An 18,619-nucleotide genomic window follows, 5' to 3' on the forward strand; every position below is an offset into this window, starting at 1 on the left:
TAATTGGGAGATTAATTTATGCGAACCACTGTAGATATTGATGATCAATTGTTACTTTATGCAAAGCAACAGGCAGTCCAACAAGGCTGCACGTTAAAGCAGGTTTTAGAAGATGCATTGCGTGATTTTTTTGCGCATCAATCTCTTCCTCATGAGCCGGTGCGGCTGGAAACTTTTTCCGGGGCAGGTTTAAAGCCGGGTGTTAATCTTGATAATGGTCGAAGTTTGAACGATATTATGGACGGCTATTAATGTTTTTAATGGATGTTAATGTCTTGGTATATGCGCATAGAGAGGATGCGACGAATCACTCAGCTTATCGCCAATGGTTAGAGTCGGTTATTAATGGCCCTGCCTCTTTTGGTTATTCAGAGTTGGTCTTGAGTGGCTTTTTGCGAGTTGTGACGCACCCTAAAGTCTTTGAGGTGCCTTCCACTTTATCAAGTGCCATTCGTTTTACTGAACAAATCAGAAATTTGCCTAATGCCATTTGTCTTGCGCCTGGCTCAATGCACTGGAAAGTTTTCGTGGGATGCTTGGAACAAATCAATGCGATAGGTAACGATATACCCGATGCTTATCATGCTGCGCTGGCGTTGGAATGGAATTGTGAGTGGGTGACAGCTGATAAGGGGTTTAAACGCTTTAAGGGGCTAAAGGTGAGACACCCTTTAACGCTGTTGAATTCCTGATGCCCAGAAAACCACGATTTTATCAACCGGGCATGCCTGTACATGTGTTTCAGCGCGGGCACAATAAAGAGCCGGTCTTTTTTGATGATGAAGATTATTTAGTCTATTTACGTTGTTTAAAAGAGTCGGCGGAAGGCTGCGGCTGTCTGATTCATGCGTATGTTTTGATGACTAATCATGTGCATTTATTAGTCACTCCTGAAACTTCAGGGGCTATCAGTACGTTGTTTCAAGGTATCGGGCGGCATTATGTGCCGTATATGAATAAAACGTATCAGCGCCGAGGCAGTCTGTGGGAAGGTCGGCATAAAGGAAGTCTTGTTGAGTCGGAAGCGTATTTTTTGGTTTGTATGCGCTATATTGAGATGAATCCAGTACGTGCTGGCATGGTCGATCATCCTGCTCGGTATCGTTGGTCAAGTTATGCCGCTAATGCGCAAGGGGTTGATAATGCTGTTATCCATGTACACGAACAATATTTGGCGCTAGGCAATACGCCTGAAGCGAGGCAGGCGGCGTATCGCGGGTTATTTGAAATAAAAGCTGATGACGATGAGTTGGATATTATTCGTGCAAGTTTGCACTCTGGTACACCACTGGGTAATGAGTATTTTAAAAAACAGGTTGAAGCGATGGCGGGGCGAAAAGTTGGTTTAACCAAGCCAGGGCGGCCCTGTCAATCCGGTTAGCCGTGAATTTCTGCTTTTAGTTGTGAACAATAGTAACGCATCAGTCGGCTTTACCGGGCGACAAACCCGACTGATGCGTTTAGAGATTTATTTAAAACCGTCTTGTTTAAACTTCTCCAGCTGTTTCTTGAAGCCTTTCCTGTCAAACAAATAGTATAAGAACACCAGTAAAAACGGCCAAAGCATATAGCCCAGCAATTTACATGCAGTTCCAATATCCATAGCTACCTCCCTTATTCTGTTTATATATTCAATGATTTAACCTTGCTACCGATTGGTTGATCGATTGATCAAGATTAACAGAAAAGTTTATCCTGGACGCTTGGTTTTCCGCTTTAAGCGCATTCCAGCATTTCCAACGCCAGCCGTGCCATATTTTTCGAACCTCCGCCCTGCCCCAACTGCTGCTTAACCTGATCCAGGTTTTCGCGCATTTCATCGGCGTAAACTTTATCAGTCAAAATTCGCGTCACTTCTGCCGTCAGATTTTCGGCTGTCGCCTCGTGCTGAATCAGTTCCTTTATGATGCTTTTGCCCAACACAATATTCGGCAAGCCTATAAAAGGCGTATTGACCAGCCATTTGCCCAACCAATAGGTTATAGCCGAAAGCTTGTAGGCGATGACCATCGGCACGGTTAACAAGGCAATTTCCAAGGTTGCGGTACCCGATGTGGTCATCACCGCATCACAACATTGAATCACATCATAAGGCTGGTTTTTTATGACTGTAACAGCAAGCGGCGACTGGCCAGTATATTGTTCAAGCAATGCATCGCTGATTGAATCGGCTTGCGGCAAAATAAACTGGCATTCCGGCAACCCGGCCTGCACTTTTTGGGCGGCAGCCAACATGACCGGCAACATTCGCTTGATTTCGTTGGCGCGGCTACCGGGCAATAAGCCGACTATCGGTTTGCTTTTATCCAGCCCGAAACGGGTCAAATCTTCATCTTTGCTGTAGTGGGCATGGACTTTATCTACCGAGGGATGGCCCACGTAGCGCACCGGCACATTTTCGGCATCGTAATAAGCGGTCTCAAACGGGAAGATCACCGCCATCATGTCGATGACCTTGCCGTAAGCTTTTACCCGGCCCGGCCGCCATGCCCACACCTGGGGGCTGACGTAAAACAAGACTTTAATGCCAAGCTGTTTGGCGTAACGCGCCAGCTTGAAGTTGAATTCTTTGTAGTCAACGCAAACCAATAAGTCGGGCCGTTCGGCTGCTACCAACTCTTGCATCAGTTTTAGTGCGCGGCGGATTTCGGCATAATGCTTGATGACTTCAACCACGCCGATGACCGCGATATTGGCCGAATCGTAACGAATGTCGATACCCGCCTGGGCCATTTTTGCGCCGCCCATGCCGAGGCCCTTAATATCGGGATGCAGCTGGCGCAACTCAATAAACATATTGGCGGCATGCTGGTCGCCGGAGGATTCTCCGGCGCTGAATAGGATTTTTAAGGGTTTATTTTGAGGCATGGGAAAGATGCATAATAATAAGGCATCAACTTAAGCAGAGTGATTGATGCACCACGAAGACACGAAGATCATGAAGAAACAGCTAAGATACAACTTCGTGTCTTCGTGGTGAGATATGTATTAAATTGATACCTATGGAATTAAAACAGTTTGTTACGCAGTTAAAACACCCCGGATAACCGCCACAATCTCACAGATAGTATCATCCTCAAGCGACGGACAAATCGGCAATGACAAACAGTTGGCCGCAACAAACTCGGTCACCGGCAAACTGACAGCTGCATATTCCTGTTTAAACACATTCTGCCGATGCAAAGGTACCGGATAATAGATAGCGCAAGCAATTTGCTTATCCTGCAAGGCTTTCATCACCTCATCGCGGCGGTCGCATAGCAAGGTGTATTGGTGATAAACGTGCTCACCCAAACCGTCTTCAAACGGCGTGGTCAACGGTAAATCGGCCATCAACTCCGAGTAAAGATGCCCGGCATGACGGCGGCCTTTATTGTATTGATCGATACGTTTTAATTTGGCTCTTAAAATAACCGCCTGCATTTCATCAAGCCGACTGTTGTAGCCGATCACATCATGGTAATAACGGACATCCGAGCCATGATTGTGCAACATTTTGAGCTTTGCCGCAGTCTCGTCGGAATTGGTGACAACCAGACCGCCATCGCCAAATGCTCCCAGATTCTTGCTCGGAAAAAAACTGAATCCGGCCGAGTGACCGATAGCACCGGTTTGCTTGCCGTCGATGCTCGCGCCGAAAGATTGGCAGCAATCTTCAATCAACTTTAGATTATGTTGGTCGCATAGCTGCTTAATGGCCGCCATATCCGCCGGTTGACCGAACAAATGCACCGGCATGACCGCTTTGGTCTTCGGAGTAATGGCTTTTTCTATCGCTTCCGGTGAAATATTGAAAGTCTTAGGATCTATATCAACGAAAACAGGAATCGCACCGACATATTTGATGGATTCCGCGGTAGCAATAAAGGTGAATGCGGTGGTGATTACTTCATCGCCGGCACCGATGCCTTCGGCAATCAAGGCCAGATGCAGCGCATCGGTTCCTGAAGCCACCGCAATCGCGTGTTTAACACCCAGATAGTCAGCCGCTTCTTTTTCAAAAGCCTGAACATTAGGGCCTAATATAAACGAACAATTTTCGATTGTTTCAGCCAGACCTCGCTCAATTTCGTCTTTAATTTCAATATATTGAGCTTTCAGGTTTACCATTGGTATCATGTTTTATTGCCTTTGTATTTATCGATTGTTTGTGTTGTAAGGCGATGCGTTCTATTCGCCTAATAAACGGGTGATGGCTATCGCAGTTTCCAACGCTCTTTTCCCCGCTTCACCGGAAACCAGCGGATTGTCGCCGGTACGAATGCAATTAACGAAATGCTTGATTTCTTCAAGCAATGCATCGCCGCTTTCAAAAACGGATTCTTCCGTTTCTATTTCCGGAATGCCGGGGAACATTTCTTTTTTACCGGTGCAATGCTTGGTCAAAACACGGTTCTGGAAATCCACAGAGACATAGGAAGACGGTCTGAACATGCGCATTTTGCGCTCCATCTTCATGCTGATCCGGCTGGCCGTCACGTTAGCCACGCAACCGTTTTTAAACAGCAGCCGGGCATTGGCAATATCGGTGCCTTGCGTTAACACCGCCGTGCCGCTGGCATCGATGCGTTCCACCTCGGAATCGACCAAGGCTAAAATAATATCGATGTCATGTATCATTAGATCCAGCACTACGCTGACATCATTAGCGCGCGGATTAAAAGGCGCCAAGCGGTGGGACTCGATAAACAGCGGTTTTTCTTCCTTGTCCAATCCTAATACCGCCGGGTTAAATCGTTCCAGATGGCCCACCTGAAAAATTAAATTTCTTTGCTTGGCAATGGCGATCAATTCATCGGCTTCCTCGACCGTCACGGTAATCGGCTTTTCAACCAGCACATGGGCGCCGGCATTGAGAAAATCTTTGGATACTTGGTAATGCAGTGTCGTAGGTACGACGATGCTGACTGCATCGACGTTACCTAGCAAGGATTGATAGTCTGTCAGCGCTGTGGCGCCGTGCTTTTCGGCGACGTCTTTGGCTGCGGCCTCATTAATATCGACAACGGCAACCAGCTCGCAATCCGGTAGTGACGCATATTTTTCTGCATGAAATTTGCCCAAATAACCGGTACCGATAACAGCGCATTTTAATTTTTTCATTTGATAATGTTACATCCTGTCTATTTGCAATCCCGCCCTGGAGGCGAACTTATTCGCCAGTATTGTAAACCATCGCTATGTATTCAGAAAACTTTGTACTTGGCAGCCGGTACGACTGATTTTTGATGTTATGCTTAATGCATATGAAGATATTGATCGATAATTCTCATAATCTTTTATAAAAAATCATTAGACTTTTACAGCACAGAAATAAAACCTAGCCATAGAGCAGATATCATGAATGATGAAGATAAGGCCAACACCGTATTAATAAAAGAAGCGGCGCGATCAATTCTTAAAGATGAAATAAAACATCTTAATCTTGTACCTTCTGTCGCTATCAAACTGTTAAAGCTCACCAATGACGACAACGCCAGAATCGAGAGCTTGTCATTAATCATAGAAACAGAACCTGTACTGGCCGCAAAAATACTAAAGCAGGTTAATTCTGCCGCATACGCCTTACCCAACAAAATAACCTCGATTCATCGTGCTGTTAACATGTTGGGGTTTTCGACCGTGCGTCAGCTGGCGATAAACCTGCTGCTTTACAATAAGCTGGTTCATCAAGACTCAAAACAAGCCTTCGACTTATTATTTTTTTGGCAGCATTGTCTTTATGTAGCCTCATTAAGCAGAAGAATAGCCCTCGCACTAGGGCATCAAGATCCTGACCTGGTTTATACCGGAGGTCTTTTACATGATATAGGTAAGATAGTTATGGAAACCTATGGACGCGTGACTTACAGCGATTTCATTACGTCCATGGATAAAAGCGGGAATTCAAGTATTGAAGAAGAACGTCTTTTTTTTGGAATAACACATGCCGAGATGGGACATATTTTTTGCCTGGAATGGCAGTTACCGACATCAATCATGGCAATCGCCGCTTGCCACCATAACCAGCCGGCTGAAACATCCCCCTACGCTAAATACAAGACAGAAATTGCCATTGTTTCGTTCGCAAACTATATTGCATGGATTCAAGGCATTGGCTCGGCTACCCATGATAGCCACTCAAAATTACAAAGTGCTGTACTCGAAGCTATCAATATTGACCAACTAAATCTTGAAGCTCTACTGCAACAGGTAGATCAGGATATGAAAATTACTCGAGAATTTTATGACATCCAACTGCCCGGTTTAACTACGTTACGGGCCACGCTGGTTAAAGCGACAATTAATCTAAGCCAGATCAGCACGGATAAGCCTTATGTAGCCGCAGATACATCCGGCAGGAAGTCGTCATCCTGTTTAACAGCGCCCCATCACAGCCTTAACCCTGATGAGTTTATACCCCGGACACTGGAAGCCATACAGGGCGAATTTTCTTTTGATCGCAGTATTATGTTCACCATCGACCCTAAACGCCGCTGCCTGATCGCGTCATACGGGTGGCCGGAATCAATATTACAGGCACAACTGCAACCTTTTGAGATCGACATGAGCGGCATATTCGGTCTGCTATTAAAATGTCTGCGCGAAAAAAAAGCCGTTATCATCAATACCAAACTGGAACCCCACAACCAGATCATTCAACGTTTAAAGACTAATGAATTTATCGCGGTACCCGTATTGCATCACAACAGACTGGTCGGTGTGCTTTATGCCGATAATTCACTATCAAAAAAAACAATGCATGAACAATTGCTGCCGGAAATCATGCCCATTGCATACGAACTGGGGATCGCTATGTTTAATGCCAAACAATACAACCAGCAGAAAAAACACGCGCAGCTCGACCACTTAACACAGCTTTTCAATAAACGAATGGTCAACAATGTCTTGACCGACATTTTCCAAGGGGATGAATCCAAACTGGCAAATATCGCTATTGGTTTTGTCGATATAGATAAGTTCAAGCTGTTTAATGATACCTGCGGGCATCAGGCTGGAGACGATGCGTTGAAGATTGTTGCCGATATTTTGCGCAGCTTAACCCGGCCCGGAGACTTCATCGGCCGCTATGGTGGGGAAGAGTTTTTATTTATCCTGAGAAATACCGATCAAAAAGGCGCCTACGGTTACGCCGAGCGCTTAAGATCCGAAATTGAGCGTCGCGGCAAGATTATGAGCGGGCGATTTCATGGCCATCTACTGACCGTTAGCATTGGCGTGTCGATGTATAGTACCGACTATACACATTACAACGACATGATCGAAGCGGCCGATCAAGCCATGTATCGTGCAAAAAATGAAGGCAGAAACAGAATTGTGATGCAGCCCGAAATTGTCGCTGACAAAAATAAACTTGCCTCATCTTATGACACTACCGTTTCAGGTTGATGACGATTCCCGCACCATCAAACGATTTTCTCTTATCCCCTTCCGGTTCTTGCGACATCAACATCTGACCATCTAAATATAAAGGCCGCGGCATTTTATTCTTTCCGGAAGAAAATATATTTAAAGATTCTTCCTGAGCGGCCCTGTTCTGTTCAATCGTCAACCCGGCACTTTCAGAATCTTTAAACGGCATGGAAAGATCCAGCGGTTTTTGAAGCTCTGCCTCTTCAGCAGCCAAATTTTTGGCATTCGGCACCGCTTTTTGTCTATTTTTTGTTTTTTTCTCTTTTGGTTTAATGAAGTTGGACTGATCTTTTTTTACTTCTGATGCAGCCTGCTTTTCTGCTGAAGAAGAAAGAACCTTATTAACATCGGACTGTTCAAATCCCGTTAGCAGAATAAATGAAGCCACCACAAAGCCCAATATAAACAAGCGATAATTTTTTATCCTCATGTTGTTCCTCAGCTATATACAATAACCTTTAAGTTAATTTATTTGATATCCCTAGAACGGAGCTGCCTCCCCAAACGCCGTTCGGTTTCCAGCACCAGTTGCGTAGTCTGTAACACGGTATCGGGATTCAAACTCATCGAATCAATACCGATTTCTACCAGGAATTCCGCCATCTCGGGGTAATCCGACGGCGCCTGCCCACAAAGCCCGCAATGCCTGCCGTTACTCCGTGCACCATCAACGGCAAGACGAATCATTTCTTTAACGCCGGGATCACGCTCGTCAAAATCCTCAGCGAGGATAGCCGAGTCACGATCCACACCCAAGGTAAGCTGGGTCAAGTCATTGGAACCGATAGAAAAGCCGTCGAAATGTTCGGAAAAAGCATCGATTTGAATAACGTTATTCGGAATCTCACACATCACATAAACTTCCAGTCCTTGCTCGCCGCGCTTCAAACCAAACTGCGCCATATAGTCGAGCACACGCCGGGCTTCTTCCACGCGGCGGCAAAAAGGAATCATCAAAATAACATTGGTTAAGCCCATCTCTTCGCGCACCCGTTTCATGGCCTTACATTCCAATGCAAAACCTTCCGCATAAGCGGGATGTATGTAACGCGACGCGCCGCGAAAACCGATCATTGGATTAGCTTCATCAAATTCAAACCAACTCCCGCCAAGCAAAGTGGCGTACTCGTTGGTTTTAAAATCCGACATCCGCACAACTACCGGTTTGGGATAAAACGCGGCAGCAATGGTTGCCACACCCTCGGATAGTTTCTGGATAAAGTAATCTTCGCCGCTGGCATAATTGCGCGTCAATTGGTCCAGCTGTTCCCGCTCGTTGGCATCCTGCACTCGTTCGGGGTGTATCAGTGCCATGGGATGCGCCTTGATGTATTCGGTAATGATAAACTCCATCCGCGCCAATCCCACTCCGTCATTGGGCAGAAAGCTGGTTTTAAAAGCCAGTTCGGGATTGCCGATATTGAGCATGATCTTGGTTTGCGGACGTTGCAGATTCGATAAATCGGTGCTGATAATCTTGAAATCGAGCATGCCGGAATAGACTTTGCCGACATCGCCCTCGGCGCACGATACGGTAACAGGGCTATTGTGTTTAATCATCGTCGTGGCATTATCGCAACCGACGACGGCAGGAACACCCAATTCACGCGAAATAATGGCTGCATGACAGGTGCGGCCGCCACGGTTAGTGACTATTGCCGAAGCTATTTTCATGACCGGCTCCCAGTCCGGCGTCGTCATATCGGCTACCAATACGTCACCGGGATTAAAACTGTTCAGCTGTTCGACATTATCGATAATCCGTGCATTGCCGGTCGCAATCTTACTGCCCACAGCATGCCCGGTGACAATAGGTTCGGCTTTGCCTTTAAGACTGTATTGCTCCAAAACCATGCCGTGCAATTGGGACACCACCGTTTCCGGGCGCGCCTGAACGATATACAGTGTGCCGTCAAGGCCGTCTTTCGCCCATTCAATATCCATCGGTTTGGACTGCCCGGCTTTGGCGCTGTAATGTTTTTCTATTTTTATCGCGTAATCGGCTAGGGTTAGCGCATCGGCATCGTCAATGCAAAAGCGGTTACGTTCTTCTTCGGAAGTTACAATATTACGGGTAGGTTCACGGGTGCGCCCTTCGCTATAAACCATTTTTATTTTCTTTGCACCGAGGACGCGTCTTAATACCGCCCGATGGCCTTGCTCAAAAGTGGGTTTGTGCACATAAAACTCGTCGGGGTCTACCGCGCCTTGCACGACATTTTCTCCCAGTCCGTACGCGCCGGTAATGAACACCACATCCTTGAATCCCGATTCGGTATCCAGCGAAAACATCACGCCGCTGGCATCCAGGTCAGAACGCACCATTTTCATGATGCCTATCGATAAAGCCAGTTTGAAATGGTCGAAACCCTGATCGACGCGGTAATGTATCGCGCGGTCGGTGAACAGGCTGGCAAAACAGCGTTTACAAGCGTCCAGCAAGGCCTGATCGCCGCGTATATTCAGGTAAGTATCCTGTTGTCCGGCAAAACTGGCGGTCGGCAAATCTTCGGCAGTGGCGGAACTGCGTACCGCAACGCTTAAATCATCGCCATACTGTGCTTTTAATTGACTGAAAGCTTCGATAATTTGCTGCTCAAGGTCTTTGGGGAAAGGCGCGGCGTAAATGATTTCCCTGGCTTTAAGCGCACGCTTGGCAAGATCGGCGACATCGTCCGGATTCAAATCATCCAATACCTGATGAAGTTCCTCCCAACCGTTCTCCTGATCCAGTACATAACGGTAAGCTTCGGCAGTCACCGCAAAACCGTTGGGAATTTGAATGCCCTGCGACGTTAACTCCTGATACATTTCACCTAACGAGGCATTCTTGCCGCCGACGAGCGGTATGTCGTCAATCGTTAATTCATTAAACCAACGAATATAGTTTGCTTGCTCGGCCATCGTAGCTCCTTAAACCAATTATCAATTATTCGGGATCTGGTGATTGACAGGTTATCAACCTTTATCCATGTCATTCAGCCGGTTAAAACATAACCATACCAAATCATTTTGCCTTTGTGCTGATAGCATATCAATTTGCGCGCTTACTTACCTTCTCTTAATCTGAATTTAACGGCTGAGCCTCTGCACTCAGCAGGCTATCAGACATCTCAAAACATAAAGAACGGAGCCGTAAAATCCACACAACGTGAAAGAATTTCTCTAAAAACCATACTGATTATATGTGACAACATGTCGCATTATCATTTTTTCCGGGCATTGATAGCATATCGATCTGCGCTCTTACTTACCTTCATTGGGTAAGGGGAGCTTAATCGTCTATTAGGCTCCCTTTTTTTAGCCCTGTAGGTTTACGCTGTATTATCCTCTCTAATTCCAAGCTCTATCCATCCACTTTACCGAAACCGGACAAACTGTTTTTAACACAGACAATTTAAGTATATCGCCTGTACGAAAACTTTTGCGTTGGTTAACGGTTACCTCTAAGATCAAAACATGGTTGAGACCTTGAAAAGGTCGGGCTCGGCTAGTTGACCACGTTTTGCCTTGATATTAACAATCCACTCATAGAAAACAGCGAATGCGCAGATGAAAAAAATACTGGTAACCGGTGCGAACGGGCAAGTCGGCTCGGAGTTAACAATAGCCTTGCGCAACAAATATGGCCCTCAAAATGTGATTGCTGCCGATAAAAAGCCTGTTTTGAACAAGCTGACGCAACCGGGTCCTTATTACTACCTGGATGTGCGCGATGTATCGGCACTCAATCAAATCGTAGAAACTAACGACATCGATACCATCTTTCATCTCGCCGCATTGCTTTCCTCGGTTGCGGAACAAAAACCGCAACAAGCTTGGGACGTCAATATGAACGGCTTAATCAATGTCCTGGAGATTTCCAGAGTACATCACTGTGCGTTGTTCTTTCCCAGCTCGATAGCCGCTTTTGGCACGGAAACCCCGTCAATGGATACGCCGCAGGATACTATTCAGCGGCCAACAACCCTGTACGGCATTAGCAAAGTTTCAGGAGAACTGCTTTGCGATTATTATTATCATCGCTTTGGCGTCGATGCCCGCGGCTTAAGGTATCCGGGACTGATTTCCAGTAAAACCCCGCCCGGCGGAGGCACGACCGATTATGCGGTGGATATTTTTTATGCGGCAATAAAGTCGCGACATTACGATTGTTTCCTTCGGGCCGATACGCAACTGGATATGATGTACATGCCTGACGCTATCGATGCCGCTATCAACTTGATGACAGCGGACAGTCAGCAGCTAAAACACAGAAACGCATTTAATGTGACGGCCATGAGTTTTACCCCACAGCAGCTGGCGGCGGAAATACAAAAACATATTCCTGAATTCACTATCGCTTACAACGTCGATCCTTTGCGGCAGGCGATTGCCGACTCCTGGCCGAAGCATATGAACGATAGCGCCGCCAAAGTCGAATGGGGGTGGCAGGCCCAATTCGATTTGCAGGCAATGGTCAAAGATATGCTGGAGAATCTGCGTTCAACTCAATAAACGGAGGCGTTTATGTCACTGAAAAAACTGGAACCGTTGTTAACCGACAAATTAACCCAATTGCAACAACAGGGTCTCTGCAAAGGTAATGAAAAAGTCATTACCGGCATCAAAGCCGCCGTTGATAGTTTCGGCCCCCGGTATTTTCTTGAAGGATACGGCAATAGCGCTTTCTTACGTATGAATTCAAATTCCTACTTGGGACTTTCTACGCATCCGCAGGTTATTAAAGCCGAGGCTGAAGCCGCTGAAAAATTCGGCACCGGCCCCGGAGCGGTTCGTTTTATCAGCGGCACTTACCGGCCGCATGTTGAACTGGAACAAAAACTGGCCAAATTTCATGGCCGTGAATCGGCTATGCTGTTCAGTTCCGCTTATACGACGATGACGGGGGTATTGCCCCAGTTTATTTCCACCGACACCTTAGTCGTCAGCGATGCACTGAATCATAACTGCATTATCAATGCGATTCGATTATCCCAACCCGCGAGCAAAGAAATTTACCCACACGCAAACATTGACGCGCTGGACAAGATTCTTGAAGCTTACAAAGGCCGGGTCAAGCGCGTTTGTGTGGTTACTGACGGGATTTTCAGCATGCGCGGCGACTACGCCGATCTCGATCAATTAAACGTCTGCTGTAAACGGCATGAAGATGCGTATGAACAAGGAATTATCAGCATTGTTGACGACTCTCACGGCGTTGGCGCTTTCGGGCAGACCGGCCGAGGCACAGAAGAATATACGCAAGGTAAAGCGGATATTTTAATTGCCACACTCGGTAAAGCCTTTGGCGTTAATGGCGGCTATGTCGTTTCCAGTTCGACAGTGATTGATTATTTGAGGGAAACCTCGCCGTCTTATATTTATTCAAATCCGGTTACGCCTGCCGAAGCGGCCGCGGCCAATGCCGCTTTAGACATTGTTACTTGTGATGAAGGCCTGCGTCTGCTGGAAAAGCTGCGGGTATTTAGCGTCCGTCTTAGGGCAGGTCTTGAGAAACTGGGCTTTGAAACGCTACAAGGCGAACATCCTATCGTGCCCATCCTGACCAGGAATACAGAAAAAACAACCGCGTTGGTAGCGCATTTATTGGCGAATAATATTCTGGCTACCGGCCTGAATTACCCGGTTGTCCCTCAAGGTGAGCAGGAAATCAGGTTACAGGTATCGGCTGAACATACCGAAAAAGATTTAGACTACTTATTGGCTAAACTGGCTGAGTTCAAGTAATACTTACACCTGTTGATTTACCCGAATGCGCCAGCTAAATCATGATCTTGCAAAATTATCATGTTTGAGAATATGATTTCTCGAATGGTTACAAGATAAAGTTGGAGGTATTTTTTTACTATGTCAGCTATTTATCCCGTACTGGGTTTTACTCATCCCTTGAGTTCAATAACTCACTTTTTAGGCGCAATATTCTTTACTTATCAGGCCATCTTTATACTTCAACAAGGAAAAGGGTCGAGCATTCGCGTCGTCTCATTGGCTATATTTTCCGGTTCCTGTATTTTTTTATTACTGGTCAGCGGTATTTACCATCTGTTGACGACGACAGGTACCGCACATACGGTTTTTCAACGGCTCGACCATGCCGCCATTTTTCTCGTCATTGCCGGCACCTTCACGCCAATACACTGCATTCTTTTTACCGGTTTTTTACGATGGGGGTTTCTCGCTATTGTTTGGGTTCTGGCCATTAGCGGCCTTATCGTAAAAACAATTTTTTTTACCACAATACCGGAATGGCTGGGTTTGTCTTTCTATTTGGGCCTCGGCTGGATGGGGCTGTTAATGGGATTTCATCTTTGGCGAAGATACGGCTTTGCTTTTATCCGGCCGCTGGTACTCGGCGGGATTTTCTATACGGTAGGGGCAATTATTGAATACCAGCAAAAATTGACAATACTTCCCGGCATAATCGGCCCTCATGAAATTTTGCATATAGCCGTGCTTTTGGGCATAGGTTTTCAATGGTGGTTTATTGTCAAGGTATTGGATCAGGTTCCGACTACTCAATAACGAGATTATCAGCTAAACGAAGCTACACAAGTCATCTGGCTTCCATAAAGTCATGCCGGAACGACGGAAGAGTTATAAGCTATGAATCGGCTGCATAACGATCATTAAAAAACCGCATTTTCCAGCAATACATAATAAACCGCTGTTGGTTCGGGCGTTTACGGCGCATACTTGACTTGGATACGAAAGTATCGAACAGCGCTTTCACGCTTGGCGCGTCCAAAAGTGATGGGATCGTTTGATACGCGATATAAAAGCTTTAGTTCTTCACAGTGCGTAAGCCTGTCCCTTATCCTCAAAAAATCATTTGGCATTAAAAATACTTGGAACTTTGGTAATAAGGCATTCGGCTCAATAGCGGATTCACCTGATATAGGTAATAGTGCTTATTGATCGAAGAAATTGAACTTCCTATCTTATAGATACTCGTACAACACCAGCCGATTTTTTAGGGTTATTTAAATTAAAATAGGAAAGTGAATATGAAAAGAATAAATCTAGCGGCAATATTATTGGTTTTATCGGCATTCACCAGTGCTGTTTATGCCGATATTACCCTGCAATCCAAAGAAGAAGTAGAGGGCACCTGGAAGTTGCAATCCACTAAAAACTCTTTAACCGATAAAGATGCCATCCCAAGAGAAGATACCTGGGTATTTAAAGACGGCAAAGTAACGATCTTGCATATTCCGCGCGACGGAAAATTCTACGATCAACCGCCGGTAAATTACGAAATAGAAGACGGTAAATTAAAAGTTGCTCTGGTGGGTAATAGCAGATTCGACGTATTTTCTTTAGTGGAAAAAGACGAAAAGAGCATGACCTTAAAAGGAAAATTCGGCGGCTATTATTACTTTGTTAAAAAGTAGTCTTTAGGAATTTGAGGTGGCGATGGATTATCCCTTCGCCACAATGCATAGATGTTCGTCATGAGGATTCAACGCAAAACCTCCCGTACAAATCCCTCCTGCTTACCGCGTTAAAGCGCCCAGCGATAAAGTTAAAACATATCCTCCGTGACATAAACTTCGTGCCCCGAAATAGCGACCCCAATGCCTTGTAGGTCGTAGTTCGGCGACAGAATATTTCTTCGATGCGGCGGGCTATCCATCCAGCCTTGCACGGTTGATTGCACGATTTCTTCCTGCGTTTTCCAGAGATATTCTTTTTTTACCGCGATACCGTTTTCTTTAATCGTAACGACTTTGTCGTAAAGATTATTCATAAATATATTTTCACCCGGTCCGATTGCCCAGGTTTGAGGATCGTGTTGCTTTTTCTTGTTCCATCCCAGACTTTTAGCCCGTTCAACGGGATCTTCCTCCTGCAAATTCGTGTGGCTGAAAAAATGATAGCTCGCCATATCGCTGCTATGTTTGCGGGCGATCGCGGCGAGTAGCTCATCCCTATCCAATTGGGACAACCCGTGGCTTTGCCGCACCCGGTTTATCTGTTGATGAATTTGGCGTTCAATTTCAGCAGGAGTTATCTGCGGCGGCGCACCCGTATCGGCGGCTACCGGATAATGAGAAAGGCCGAGGCAAAAAATGAGCATGGATAAAATTCGTTTCATAATTTTGATACAGGAATAGTGGTGTAAATAAAGAAACCGTCGCGAGGCATTCGGTATTCGGAAAAAAAGCAAGAAAGTGTCGGTCTTTCCTTGCGCATAATTAAGTTTATTGTTTAAGGAAGGTACAATGCAAGACCTGGAGCCTTTTTGTAGGAACCTTTTTATAATCATGAAATGGGGAAGCTGCACCAATGCATGATCCGTCCATTTCACCATACTTGAATATCTCTGAGCACATTTCCAGCGGATTGGGTTTTGCCTTGAGCGGCGTCCTGTTGTCCGCGTCGGATGTTTTCCAGCACATAGAGCCGGTACATGATCTCTTCCATGTTGGCGTCTTCCGGGAGCCGGTCGATAGTGTCCAGAGCTTCTTGTTTACCGCTTGCATAATAATGCCCTCGTTGTGGTTGTGGACTGGCGTCACCTGCTGGGACATCTGATCATCACAAGTCCGGCAGGTCGGCTTAGAGATCAGACTGAAAGAGGTTCTCGTAATCTTGTCCCCCGTAGAACACGCCAATGATTGATACCAGATTGGCGCTCACGTCGTAAGCAATTACGGTTCGTCCTTTGTAGTTGGTTACACGCAGACCTTGCCGTATGTCACCACGGCAGACACCCCGATGAGGAAAAGTACTCAACCCTTCGCAATACGAGATAATTGCGCTGGTATAACGTTCTGCAATATTGGGTGATGCTTCGGCGGCGATGTAGCGATAGAGTGCTGCAAGCTGTTCTTCAGCTTCTGGTGTGAAAATGACGGTGTACTTCAACAAGCTTTTGTTTTGGCTATTTCGTGTTCAGCTGCTAGCCTTGCCCGCACTTGACCGACTGAGACGGCTCTTGACGGATCAGCCTTTAGCGCATCATAGGCTGATCCCACTTGATCATTGAGCCAGCTTTCCACGGCGCAGTCATGAGCTATTAGGGCGCACAATCCATCCCGGATCATTTCGCTTTCGCTCGCATACTCGCCAGCTTCGACTTTGGCCTTCACAATATCCGCGATATCGCTTGGTAGCGTGATGCTAAGTTGTCTGGTTGTGCTCATGACGAATCTCGATTGAATCATTGAAATGAAATCCTACTCCACAGATAACTCCGATGCAATGAACAAATCAACCAAGTCTTAAATGGCCGCGCCATTCAGCGCAAATCGAAATCAATTTAACCTGACCCCATTGATTTCTAAAGCCGGACGCTTAGCTCAAACATCCCAGAAATGTTAGGGACGGGGTTGCAAACCCCATTCCTCTTGGTTTTTTTGTGTTAACCAAGTAATTTATCGTACTCTGCATGACTGCCAATCCAAAACCACTGCACACCTTGATCAACAGGAACTCCAAGTGCGCGATAACCCAGGCTAACGCGAACGCTACGAAAGGCTCCATTTTTAACGGGTTTGAATTGTAACGAGGGATGATTCGGATTTTGTTTGAGCAGCTCATAGCTGTCACGCGCTTGCTGCTGAATATTAGTCGGCAAAGCATCGAAATATTGCCAGAACTTTGAAGAGGTAAAATGCCTCAAAGCTCACGCGCCGTGCCATTGTGATATTCAGCCAGAGCTTCAGCAGCTAGGGCATCAAGCTTTCCTGCATCAGCATCTGCTTCAATCTGTGCGTCCCAGACAGCTTCATCAAACTGAGCAAACCACCGGCGAAATTCAGCCAGCTCGTGTGCAGGTAACTGCTGGACCGCCTGTTCAATAGCTTGGATAGAAGCCATAAATCACTCCAAAATGTTTTCGTTAAAATATTACAAGACCGCATCAATCGAGAAACACTAACGGTGCGTTTTGTTCCTTACCTTACCGCGTTATTCTAAAGCATTCAAACGAACAATCCATTTCCGTATCAAGATTTCCAGTAAGGTTGGATATCGATAAGGGCGGGTGCGCCCCTTGGCTTGTTTTTTGAATATAGAATTAGCTGTTTTTGGGCCAACGACTCGGGTTGCGGGCATCATTCAACACCGCCAAAATATGTACAAGATCACCCCGCACCGCATAAAACAAACCGTAAGGGAATCGTGGAAGGAAAGCTCTGCGAACACCGGTGATTACCTCGGCATAAAGCAGAGGCGCTTGCTCTAACCGTTTTATCTGTAACTCCATTGCCGCAATAAATTCTTCACCGAGACCGGGGTTCTGCAATTCGTACCACTCTTGAGCTTCACCAATTTCACGCAATGCTCGCGAAGAAAATTTTAGGCGGAACGCCATGAGCCACCTTGAAGGCGTGATTTAACTTGATCCCAGGAATAACCTGCTTCCGGATTTGCGTCGAACTCCTTCATGCGGACTTCGAGCTCGGCCTTTAGCGCAGGCGAAATTTCCACGGCTTCAGAAACTGCTGCAACGCTGTCCCAGATGAGCTCAACGAGACGAATGCGCTCCTGTACTGGAAGCTCAAGAATGGCGGGAATATTGATATTGTTCATATTGAGGGTATGTCCTTCTTCAAAACAAGCAATCGGAAACAAACGTTACTGCATTATATCTTTACTCCAGTTAAGTGCAATGTTGGGCCGATGCCCTACCGGGTTGCTTTCACTGGTTCCCAAGCTCCAGCTTGGGAACCCAGTCTCGGAAACTCCAGCTTCCCGAGTAACTCACCACGCCCTTATCACCTCAATTAACCCGACTTGTCCGGCATAATTACGCGCACTGGAATAGCGCCAATGCTCAGCTTGATCGACATAGCCGCGTTTCACCGGATTTTGATGAATGTAATCCAACTTCTGATGCATAACCGCCTCGGATTCGATGATTTGCGGATGATTGCCTTCTTCCCAAACCTGATACGTAGTTTCTTGTTTATGAGCACGCTTGAAAAATACCGGCTGTTCCAACAACTTAACCGAGCGGCATTGCTCCAGATGCGCGATGATTTGCCTTGCGGTATAAGATTTAAATCGCTGCATATCATGGCTTAAATCTTCCGAAGCGGCGATAAAGCTGAGTTGAGCAGCTTGTCTGCTCAAACGAAACTTATGCCCTTTGGGTATAAGATGCAGGTGATTTTCAAGGATGACATAACCGTATAGCTGGAAAGTAAGCGTCCGCTTTCCCCACCTATGTTAAATGCCCGGAATGATCGATCCTTAG

The 18,619-nt window shown here is 46.2% G+C and carries 22 protein-coding genes; 8 read left to right on the top strand and 14 right to left on the bottom strand.

The genetic code is table 11. From position 1 onward, the window contains the following. Window positions 1-18: 18 nt before the first annotated feature. Genes V7051_RS12115 through V7051_RS12125 form a run of 3 tightly spaced genes read left to right on the top strand, consistent with a single transcriptional unit; the run spans window position 19 to window position 1,381 of the window. A complete protein-coding gene (locus V7051_RS12115) occupies window positions 19-252 on the top strand; it encodes a hypothetical protein (protein ID WP_333875226.1) in 234 nt (77 codons plus the stop codon). Further along, on the top strand, window positions 252-692 hold the full coding sequence (locus V7051_RS12120; protein ID WP_333875227.1) for a type II toxin-antitoxin system VapC family toxin: 441 nt from the start codon (window positions 252-254) through the stop codon (window positions 690-692). Before V7051_RS12115 ends, V7051_RS12120 begins: the two co-directional genes overlap by 1 nt. Then, window positions 692-1,381, top strand: a complete 690-nt coding sequence (locus V7051_RS12125; RefSeq protein WP_333875228.1) for a transposase — start codon at window positions 692-694, stop codon at window positions 1,379-1,381. Before V7051_RS12120 ends, V7051_RS12125 begins: the two co-directional genes overlap by 1 nt. Window positions 1,382-1,468: 87 nt before the next feature. On the opposite strand, the gene V7051_RS12130 is transcribed toward V7051_RS12125, so the two are convergent. From V7051_RS12130 to V7051_RS12145, 4 genes are all read right to left on the bottom strand, one after another. Next, window positions 1,469-1,603 carry a hypothetical protein gene (locus V7051_RS12130; protein WP_334181144.1) on the bottom strand — a complete coding sequence of 45 codons (135 nt, stop codon included), beginning with the start codon at window positions 1,601-1,603 and terminating at the stop codon, window positions 1,469-1,471. Window positions 1,604-1,716: 113 nt separating this feature from the next. Beyond that, the gene (lpxB, locus tag V7051_RS12135; protein WP_333875229.1) at window positions 1,717-2,868 is read right to left on the bottom strand and encodes a lipid-A-disaccharide synthase; all 1,152 of its coding nucleotides are present in this window, start codon (window positions 2,866-2,868) and stop codon (window positions 1,717-1,719) included. 153 nt (window positions 2,869-3,021) lie between these two features. Further along, a complete protein-coding gene (locus V7051_RS12140) occupies window positions 3,022-4,119 on the bottom strand; it encodes a DegT/DnrJ/EryC1/StrS family aminotransferase (protein WP_333875230.1) in 1,098 nt (365 codons plus the stop codon). A gap of 51 nt (window positions 4,120-4,170) precedes the next feature. Further along, entirely contained in the window at window positions 4,171-5,103 is a 933-nt protein-coding gene (locus V7051_RS12145) for a Gfo/Idh/MocA family oxidoreductase (protein ID WP_333875231.1), read from the bottom strand. A 237-nt stretch (window positions 5,104-5,340) separates the two neighbouring features. Between V7051_RS12145 and V7051_RS12150 the strand changes: the two genes are divergently transcribed. After that, window positions 5,341-7,389 (top strand): HDOD domain-containing protein, encoded by a 2,049-nt coding sequence (locus V7051_RS12150; protein ID WP_333875232.1) that lies wholly within the window; start codon window positions 5,341-5,343, stop codon window positions 7,387-7,389. Here V7051_RS12150 and V7051_RS12155 read toward each other — a convergent pair. Then, entirely contained in the window at window positions 7,373-7,843 is a 471-nt protein-coding gene (locus V7051_RS12155) for a hypothetical protein (RefSeq protein WP_333875233.1), read from the bottom strand. The genes V7051_RS12150 and V7051_RS12155 overlap by 17 nt on opposite strands. A 38-nt stretch (window positions 7,844-7,881) precedes the next feature. Then, window positions 7,882-10,317, bottom strand: coding sequence for a phosphoenolpyruvate synthase (gene ppsA / locus V7051_RS12160; RefSeq protein WP_333875234.1), 2,436 nt, complete (start codon window positions 10,315-10,317; stop codon window positions 7,882-7,884). Between the two features lie 648 nt (window positions 10,318-10,965). Between ppsA and V7051_RS12165 the strand changes: the two genes are divergently transcribed. The 4 genes from V7051_RS12165 to V7051_RS12180 all read left to right on the top strand — a co-directional run bounded on the left by V7051_RS12165 (window position 10,966) and on the right by V7051_RS12180 (window position 14,807). Then, window positions 10,966-11,910 (top strand): NAD-dependent epimerase/dehydratase family protein, encoded by a 945-nt coding sequence (locus tag V7051_RS12165; protein ID WP_333875235.1) that lies wholly within the window; start codon window positions 10,966-10,968, stop codon window positions 11,908-11,910. A gap of 12 nt (window positions 11,911-11,922) precedes the next feature. Next, window positions 11,923-13,143, top strand: coding sequence for an aminotransferase class I/II-fold pyridoxal phosphate-dependent enzyme (locus V7051_RS12170; protein ID WP_333875236.1), 1,221 nt, complete (start codon window positions 11,923-11,925; stop codon window positions 13,141-13,143). Window positions 13,144-13,263: 120 nt separating this feature from the next. Then, entirely contained in the window at window positions 13,264-13,938 is a 675-nt protein-coding gene (gene trhA / locus V7051_RS12175) for a PAQR family membrane homeostasis protein TrhA (protein ID WP_333875237.1), read from the top strand. Window positions 13,939-14,420: 482 nt separating this feature from the next. After that, window positions 14,421-14,807 carry a hypothetical protein gene (locus tag V7051_RS12180; protein ID WP_333875238.1) on the top strand — a complete coding sequence of 129 codons (387 nt, stop codon included), beginning with the start codon at window positions 14,421-14,423 and terminating at the stop codon, window positions 14,805-14,807. 131 nt (window positions 14,808-14,938) lie between these two features. Here the strand turns inward: V7051_RS12180 and V7051_RS12185 are convergent, their stop codons facing one another. The 8 genes from V7051_RS12185 to V7051_RS12220 form a co-directional block, all read right to left on the bottom strand. Then, window positions 14,939-15,511 carry a CAP domain-containing protein gene (locus V7051_RS12185; RefSeq protein ID WP_333875239.1) on the bottom strand — a complete coding sequence of 191 codons (573 nt, stop codon included), beginning with the start codon at window positions 15,509-15,511 and terminating at the stop codon, window positions 14,939-14,941. 464 nt (window positions 15,512-15,975) lie between these two features. Then, complete coding sequence (locus tag V7051_RS12190; protein ID WP_334181145.1) at window positions 15,976-16,287, bottom strand: type II toxin-antitoxin system RelE/ParE family toxin; 312 nt, start codon at window positions 16,285-16,287, stop codon at window positions 15,976-15,978. Beyond that, window positions 16,281-16,562, bottom strand: a complete 282-nt coding sequence (locus tag V7051_RS12195; RefSeq protein ID WP_333875241.1) for a ribbon-helix-helix domain-containing protein — start codon at window positions 16,560-16,562, stop codon at window positions 16,281-16,283. The genes V7051_RS12190 and V7051_RS12195 overlap by 7 nt, the downstream gene beginning before the upstream one ends. 218 nt (window positions 16,563-16,780) lie before the next feature. Next, window positions 16,781-17,041, bottom strand: coding sequence for a ParE family toxin-like protein (locus tag V7051_RS12200; protein WP_333875242.1), 261 nt, complete (start codon window positions 17,039-17,041; stop codon window positions 16,781-16,783). Beyond that, window positions 17,038-17,238, bottom strand: coding sequence for a hypothetical protein (locus V7051_RS12205; RefSeq protein WP_333875243.1), 201 nt, complete (start codon window positions 17,236-17,238; stop codon window positions 17,038-17,040). The genes V7051_RS12200 and V7051_RS12205 overlap by 4 nt, the downstream gene beginning before the upstream one ends. 199 nt (window positions 17,239-17,437) lie before the next feature. Further along, window positions 17,438-17,734 (bottom strand): type II toxin-antitoxin system RelE/ParE family toxin, encoded by a 297-nt coding sequence (locus tag V7051_RS12210; protein ID WP_333875244.1) that lies wholly within the window; start codon window positions 17,732-17,734, stop codon window positions 17,438-17,440. Beyond that, window positions 17,719-17,994: an addiction module protein gene (locus V7051_RS12215; protein WP_334181146.1), complete on the bottom strand. Its 276-nt coding sequence runs from the start codon at window positions 17,992-17,994 to the stop codon at window positions 17,719-17,721. Before V7051_RS12215 ends, V7051_RS12210 begins: the two co-directional genes overlap by 16 nt. Window positions 17,995-18,123: 129 nt before the next feature. Next, window positions 18,124-18,495 (bottom strand): transposase, encoded by a 372-nt coding sequence (locus tag V7051_RS12220; protein WP_333875246.1) that lies wholly within the window; start codon window positions 18,493-18,495, stop codon window positions 18,124-18,126. Window positions 18,496-18,619 lie beyond the last annotated feature (124 nt).

Source organism: Methylobacter sp. (genome assembly GCF_036845245.1).
Classification (GTDB): domain Bacteria; phylum Pseudomonadota; class Gammaproteobacteria; order Methylococcales; family Methylomonadaceae; genus Methylobacter_A.